The 6,205-nt window shown below is 77.2% G+C and carries 6 protein-coding genes and 2 pseudogenes; 3 read left to right on the top strand and 5 right to left on the bottom strand.

Translation table 11 applies throughout. The annotated features are described in order from the left end of the window. Positions 1-98: 98 nt before the first annotated feature. The 4 genes and pseudogenes from uraD to FOE67_RS13300 form a co-directional block, all read right to left on the bottom strand. Positions 99-599 (bottom strand): annotated as a pseudogene (gene uraD, locus FOE67_RS29285) (2-oxo-4-hydroxy-4-carboxy-5-ureidoimidazoline decarboxylase); the annotation flags it as partial. A gap of 107 nt (positions 600-706) precedes the next feature. After that, on the bottom strand, positions 707-1,153 hold the full coding sequence (locus FOE67_RS13310; RefSeq protein ID WP_182663890.1) for a helix-turn-helix domain-containing protein: 447 nt from the start codon (positions 1,151-1,153) through the stop codon (positions 707-709). After that, a complete protein-coding gene (locus FOE67_RS13305; protein WP_182663888.1) occupies positions 1,150-1,419 on the bottom strand; it encodes a YkoF family thiamine-binding protein in 270 nt (89 codons plus the stop codon). Before FOE67_RS13305 ends, FOE67_RS13310 begins: the two co-directional genes overlap by 4 nt. Positions 1,420-1,508: 89 nt before the next feature. Continuing rightward, the gene (locus tag FOE67_RS13300) at positions 1,509-1,895 is read right to left on the bottom strand and encodes a DUF5955 family protein (RefSeq protein ID WP_194444229.1); all 387 of its coding nucleotides are present in this window, start codon (positions 1,893-1,895) and stop codon (positions 1,509-1,511) included. 580 nt (positions 1,896-2,475) lie between these two features. Between FOE67_RS13300 and FOE67_RS13295 the strand changes: the two genes are divergently transcribed. Beyond that, positions 2,476-3,162: a hypothetical protein gene (locus FOE67_RS13295; protein ID WP_182663886.1), complete on the top strand. Its 687-nt coding sequence runs from the start codon at positions 2,476-2,478 to the stop codon at positions 3,160-3,162. Here FOE67_RS13295 and FOE67_RS13290 read toward each other — a convergent pair. Next, on the bottom strand, positions 3,107-3,964 hold the full coding sequence (locus tag FOE67_RS13290) for an XdhC family protein (protein WP_182663884.1): 858 nt from the start codon (positions 3,962-3,964) through the stop codon (positions 3,107-3,109). The genes FOE67_RS13295 and FOE67_RS13290 overlap by 56 nt on opposite strands. 314 nt (positions 3,965-4,278) lie before the next feature. On the opposite strand from FOE67_RS13290, the gene FOE67_RS13285 reads away from it, so the two are divergent. Together FOE67_RS13285 and FOE67_RS13280 are read left to right on the top strand one after the other, a co-directional pair. Further along, a complete protein-coding gene (locus FOE67_RS13285; protein ID WP_182663882.1) occupies positions 4,279-5,781 on the top strand; it encodes a HEAT repeat domain-containing protein in 1,503 nt (500 codons plus the stop codon). A 241-nt stretch (positions 5,782-6,022) separates the two neighbouring features. Beyond that, a pseudogene (locus FOE67_RS13280) lies at positions 6,023-6,205 on the top strand (glycosyltransferase family 1 protein); the annotation flags it as partial.

The raw sequence follows: 6,205 nt of genomic DNA, 5'->3' as shown, positions 1-6,205 counted from the left end.
GTTCACGGGTGTCCTCCTTCGGCGAGCGGCGACCGGGGCGGGGCTGCGGTGTCCGGGGGCTCGTCGGTCACGGTGGTCACGGCGTCGCGCGCGGCGGGCTGCCGGTACAGGCGGTCCAGCCGCAGGCGGTTGATCGCGGCGAGTTCGGCGCGCGTCACCTCCCGCTCGACCGGCGGGGGGTTGGCCAGACGGGCGCGCAGCGCGTCGCGCATCTGCTCGGCGGTGCGGCCGGTGGCGCGGATCAGGAAGACGTGACCGAAGCGTTCCCGGTAGGCGGCGTTCAGTTCCAGCAGCTCGGCCCGCAGGGCGGGCGGGGCGTCGGCGGTTCCGCGCTGCTCGCGGGCGGAGACGGGATCGCCCGGTCGGGGGCGGCCGATCGGCGGGTGGCCGGCGAGGGCGCGGTCCAGCCCTTCCTCCGAGAGGGCGGCGACCGCGGCGTCGGAGGCCGCGCACGCCTCGGCCGCGGTCGGGAGGGGGCGGGCGGCCAGGACGGCGTCCACCCACTCCTCGGCGGCGCAGATCCCGCGCAGCAGGGCACGGGCGCGCTCCTCCGGGAGGTCGTCGAGGCCCGGGGGCTCGCCCGGGACGGATGTGGTCACCCGACCAGGGAACCAAGCCGGGATCACAGCGTCAACATTTTGTTGAAAAATCCGTGGGTCGCGTCGTCCCGTCGCCGCGTCCCCGCCCGCTCGGCACGCGGGCCGTCTCAACCCTCCCGCGGGGCGCCGCCCGCCGGTCCCGTCCGTGCTCCGGGGTCACCGCTCCCCCGGACGTTCTCACGGTTGAGGTAGTTGTAGACGGTGAAGCGGCTGACCCCCAGGGCCGCCGCCACCGTCTCCACGCCGTGCCGAACGGTGAACGCCCCCCGTGCCTCCAGCGTGCGGACCACCGCCTGCTTGGCGCGGCGGTCGAGTTCGTCCAGGGGGCGACCGTGACGGCGGCGCAGGTCGGCGAGGAGGTGTTCCAGGGAATCCGACAGACGTGGCAGACGGACCGCCGCGACCCGCCGGCCGGCCCACTCCAGCACCACGTCGTCGGCGTCGGCGTCGGCGGCCGGCAGCAGTTCGCCGCCGATGGCGTCCACCAGGGGGCGCACGGCGGCCAGGAAGTCCTCCTCCCCGGCGACGCCGGGCTCCTTCGAAGCGTCGCTCACCCGTCCTCCCCCTCCGCGGCGGCCACCCCGTCCACCACGGTGACCTGGAGGGAGATCCGGTGGGCGCCGGCCGCCGGGGCCGCGCGCAGGAGACGGTCGACCACCTCCAGGACGGCCCCGGCGCCGCCCTCCACCGTGTTGCCGAAGGGGCCGACCTCCACCCGGTCCAGGGGGGCGGACTCCACCAGCTCGCGGGCCATCCGGGCGTGCTCCGGGGGCTCCTCCAGGTCGAACGGCTCGGTCGTGAATTCGAGTCTCAGACGCACCCGGTCAACCTAACCCGGCGCGCCGGGCACCGCTCCGGGTCGGGGGAAACCGGGTCCCGGCGGACCCGGCGGGCCCCGGTCGGCGGGTCTCAGTCGGCGGGGCGGCGACTGCCGGGTACGGGGACCCGCCGGGAGGCGAACGGCTCCACCGCGGCGCGCAACTCCGCCACCGGCGCGGCCAGGACCCGCACCGACCCCACCGCGCCGACCACCATGAGCAGTCCGCGCCCCAGTTCGTCCGGATGGGGGCGGGGGGAACGGGCGACTGCCTCCAGCCGCTCCAGCTCGCGCTCGGCCACCCCTCGGTCGGTCAACGGGGCCCGGTACCCGGCGAGGGCGGTGCGCATCCCCGCCACGGCGAGGCGCAGGGCGAGAAGCCGTGGCTCCTCGCCCGCCACCGGGTCCCCCCGCCCGGTGCGGGTCTCACCGCCGACGAGGCGCGCGGAACATCCTGTCTCGGTGCGTGAAGCGGCCAACTCGGCCCTCCCCGGGGAGTCCTTCGCGGTGACGTGCCCCGGCGCCCGCGCCGGGATGGGGGAAGAGTCCCGCACCCCCGGGGGCACCGAATGGCGACAGTAAATATCACCGTCCGCACACTACGCCATACGGAGGGCGAAAATCCGTGTCACATTCCGGTGAACGCCACCCCTCCGCGCGCCGTACGCGCCTCCCGTGCGCCCGTGGGGAGCGCCCGCGCGCGCGAAGGGAGCGCGGACGGCTCCGCCCGGGCCGAATCCGCCGACGGTCCGCTCCCGGGGAAACCCCGCAGCGGCCCGGCGACGGGTCCGCCCGGAACGCCCCGGGAAGGGGCCCGGACCCCGGACGGCCGGCCTTCCCACCGGCGGTTTTGCCGCCGTCGGGCGGGACGGAACCCCCCGGGGACCGGCTCGGACACCCCGTCGGGCCGCCCGGGTTTCGGCCGACTTCGGGAAGTCGGTGACACGGCGCGGCCGGACGGATGCGCCCGGCCGCCCGGTGGTGCCATCCTGTCCCGGGGAGGGGGGAGGTCGGCCTCCCGTGGTCGGCCCCGGGCCCTGCCCGGAAGGGAGAGGGAAGATGACCGAAAGCGTTCCCGTCCGCTGTCCGGCGTGCGGTCGCGAGCACGCCTACAGCCCGCCCGAGTACCCGTGCGTGTGCGGCGCCCCGGTCTCGGTGCCCGTCCCCCTCGGTGGCACGGCGGTGGAGATCCGGCACCGCTCCTGGGAGGACTCCTGGGCGGAGGTGGCCTGCCGTTCGTGCGGCGCCGACGGCCACTGGCCGCAGCCGGAGTTCATCTGCTCCTGCGGGGCCACGATCCGGCTGGCCGTGGCCGAGGGCGCTCCGTCCGAGGACTCCCCGGCTCCCGACCGGCCCGCCTTCCGGCCGCTGACCATCCGCACCGCCCACGACGCGGTGGCCTGCGCGGCGCAGTTCCTGCGCTGGCTGGGCTTCGAGGACGTCAGGCCCTCGGCGCCGCGCAGCGCGGACGGGGTGGACCTGCGCGGGCCGGAGATCGTGGGGGCCGTCAACCCGGCCACCCACCCCACGGGGGTGCGCGGGATCGAGACCCTGTGGCTGCACGGCCTGTCGGAGAACGCGGTCCCGATCGCGTTCTCGCTGGCCGGGTACGACCGGCAGGCCCGGAGTCGGGCGGACGAGCTGCAACTGCCCCTGTTCGTGATGGACCTGACGGGCACCCCGCAACCGGTCAACGACCCGGCCGACCTCCTGCTGCGCGAGCGGGACCCGGGGTCCCGGGACTGAGCGGCCGGGACCGGTCGCCGGGACGTCCCGGGGCCGGCCGCCCCGTGGCACGGCCCGAGCCGGGGGCACCCGACCCCGCCGTCGGGGCGGCGGGCGGCGGCGCCCCGCGGTGGATGGGGCCGACGGCGTCGGTCAGCGGCCCCCCGGTGCCGCCGCGCCGCAGGGCGACGATCTCGGCGGCGATGGAGAGCGCCGTCTCCTCCGGGGTACGGGCCCCCAGGTCCAGACCGATCGGCGAACGCAGCCGGGCCAACTCCCCGGGGCGCAGGCCGACCTCCGTGAGGCGGCGCAGACGGTCCCGGTGGGTGCGCCGCGACCCCATCGCGCCGACGTAACCGACCGGCAGGCGCAGCGCCTCGCGCAGGACCGGCACGTCGAACGCCGGGTCGTGCCCCAGGACGCACACGGCGGTGCGGCGGTCCAGGCGGCCGGCGGCGGCCTCGGCCGCGAGCAGGCGCTCGGGGCGGTCCACCACCACCTCGTGGGCGTCGGGGAAACGCGCCCGCGTGGTGAGCGCGGGACGGGTGTCGCACACGGTGACCCGCATCCCCAGGAACCGGCCCACCCGGGCGAGGGCGGCGGCGAAGTCCACCGCGCCGAACACCAGCAGCCGGGGCGGGGGCGTCCGGCACTCCACCAGCACGGTGACGGTCCCCGCGCAGGGGCCCTCCGACGCCCCGGCGGGGAGGGCCCCCCGACCCACCGGCTCCGGCGGTCGGGCCCCCTCCAACCGCTCCAGCGCCGCGACCAGTTCCTCGGCGCGACGTACCGCCGGATCCCAGCGGGCGCCCGGCCCCGCCACCCCCTGCCCGGGGTCCGGTTCCCCGCGGCGCGCGACGGCGATACCCTCTCGGAGTCCTCGCGCCCGCGCGACGAGGTCCCGGAGCCGATTCCCGTCCGGGGAGTCGCTCGCCGAGTGTTCCGGATGCTGGGAGGAAAGCATTCCTGAGCCCCGATGCGGTACGGGCCGGTGGTGTGCCACCGGCGGGGACGGCACGAACGGTGTCCGACTCTGGCACAGCTTTCCCCACCCCGTAAGGGATTCGCGGCCGGCCGGCCGCGCGGACCGGGGGAAATCCCGTTGCCACCCGCTTCCCCTCCCCGGATGCTGAACCCATGCACGCAGGTCCGTTCGAAACAGACATAGCGCCCAGCGGTTCGCTGCTCGGGCTGCTCCAGCGCGGCCGGGGGGACGGCGCACTGCACGCCCTCGCGGCACCGCGCCCCGAGGCCGTCGCCGCCCTCGACCACTGCGTGCGGAGGGACCCCCGTCGGGACTGGCGGGTCGAGCACCGTTCCCTGTACTACGCGCGCCTGTACGTCGAGCTCTCGGCCGATCTCGACGCCCTCGACGACCACCTCGCCGCGCACGAGGACCTCCCGGGGCTCCCGGGGCGCCCCGACCACCCCCCGGCCGGGGGGGACGCGGGCGAGGAGCGGGTCGGTCTCGCGATCGCGGTCCTCGGGCACCTGAGCCGCTACGGGGACCGTCGCGCCCCGGCCCTGCTGCGCCGGCACGTCCGGTCCGGTGTCGGCCGCCTGTGGGCCCTGGACGAACTGGCCGACAGCGAGGACGAGGAGACGCTGCGCGAGCTGGGGCCGGTGGTCCTGGAGGGCTTCCCGACCGACCCGGAGGGAATGGTCCGCCTCGGTGTCGCGATGCGCGACGCCTGGGAACCCCGCCCCTGGCGGCTGTGGGAGGAGGACCCCTCCCGACCGGCCCAGGGAGCCCGGCTGCGGGAAGCCCGTCGGGCGGCGGACTTCGATCGCTGGCGGCGCCAATTGCGCCCCGACACCCCCCGCCCGGGGTGGAGCGTCGACTCCGTCCTCGCCCGGGCGAACCGGGACCGGGAGGAGAATCCCCTCGACTTCCGCCCCGACGCCGCGGCCCGTTGCCTGGCGGTGGTCGCCGGCCCCGGGGACCGGCCGCTGCTGCGTTCCGTCGCCCGGGCGGGGGCGCCGGGCGAACGGATCGCCGCCCTGCGCTACCTCGCCGAACGCGGTGATCCCGCCGCCCCGGCCCTGATCCGGTCGGCCACCGCCCCGGACTCCCCCGAGGACGTGACGGGGGCGGCTCTCCTCGCCCTCACCCGTATGAGGGGTGAGGACGTTCTCGCCCCGGCCCGCGCCTGGTGCGCGGAGGCGGCCGTCTCCGACGGGGCGGAGGCGAGGGGAGTGGCCGCCGGCGTCCTCCTGGCCCGCCACGGGGCGGTGTCCGACGGCCCGGCCGTGCTGGAGGCGCTGCGCCGGGCCGTGCGCCGGGCGGAGGATCCGGTGACCGATCCGCTGTTGCCCGACCTGGTGGACGGGGTGGGACGGTTGCGCCCCGAGGGCGCGGCACCGCTGCTGCGCCACCTCTACCGCGAGACCCCCTCCTCACTGCTGCGCGGACGCACCGCGCCCGCCCTCGCGGCCACCGACCCCTCCTTCCCCGCCGGATTCGCCGTCGAGTGCCTGTGGGACTGCGAGCAGGGAACCCGGGAGACGGCCGCCCGGTTCGCCACCACCGGGGACGCCCGGGTGGTGGAGCGGCTGCGCCGGCTGGCCGCCGACCCGGCGGAATGGGACGAGGTGCAGAGCGCGGTGCGCGGCAGACTGGACGGCACCCCGGGGCGCTGAGCCCTCCCGCGGAAGGGGGAGGGACGGCGCGGGGGCCCGGCGCCCCCGCGCGCCGGGGCTCGGCCGCCTCCCTCCGCCGGGGTCCCGGCGGGGACGGGACTCCGCGCCCCCTCCCCTCGCGCCCCGGGCGCGCACTCCGGCCCCGGGCGGGCACCCGCGCGCGTCAACCGCTCATGGGACGTTTCCCGGGCCGACACGCCGCCGTGGGCGAAAAAACGTCCGAGCGGGCGAGAACCACCCCATGCGCGTCGTCATCGTGACCGAGTCCTATCCCCCGGACGTCAACGGAGTGGCCCACTGCGCCCTGCAGACCGCACGCCACCTCGCGCGGCGCGGCCACCACCCGTTGGTGATCGCACCCGCCCCGGCCCCCGGCGTGCGGGTGCCCACCGACGGACCCGCCCCGGTGGTCCACATCCCCTCC

This window comes from Streptomyces calidiresistens, from assembly GCF_014141525.1.
GTDB lineage: Bacteria > Actinomycetota > Actinomycetes > Streptomycetales > Streptomycetaceae > Streptomyces > Streptomyces calidiresistens.
Note: the sequence above shows the minus strand (reverse complement) of the source record. Positions and strands in the feature narration are given on the sequence as shown.

Coding starts and splice junctions, on each gene's coding strand:
- FOE67_RS13295 (WP_182663886.1), top strand. CDS start 2,476: ATGACCGAAAGCGTTCCCGTCCGCTGTCCGGCGTGCGGTCGCGAGCAC.
- FOE67_RS13285 (WP_182663882.1), top strand. CDS start 4,279: ATGCACGCAGGTCCGTTCGAAACAGACATAGCGCCCAGCGGTTCGCTG.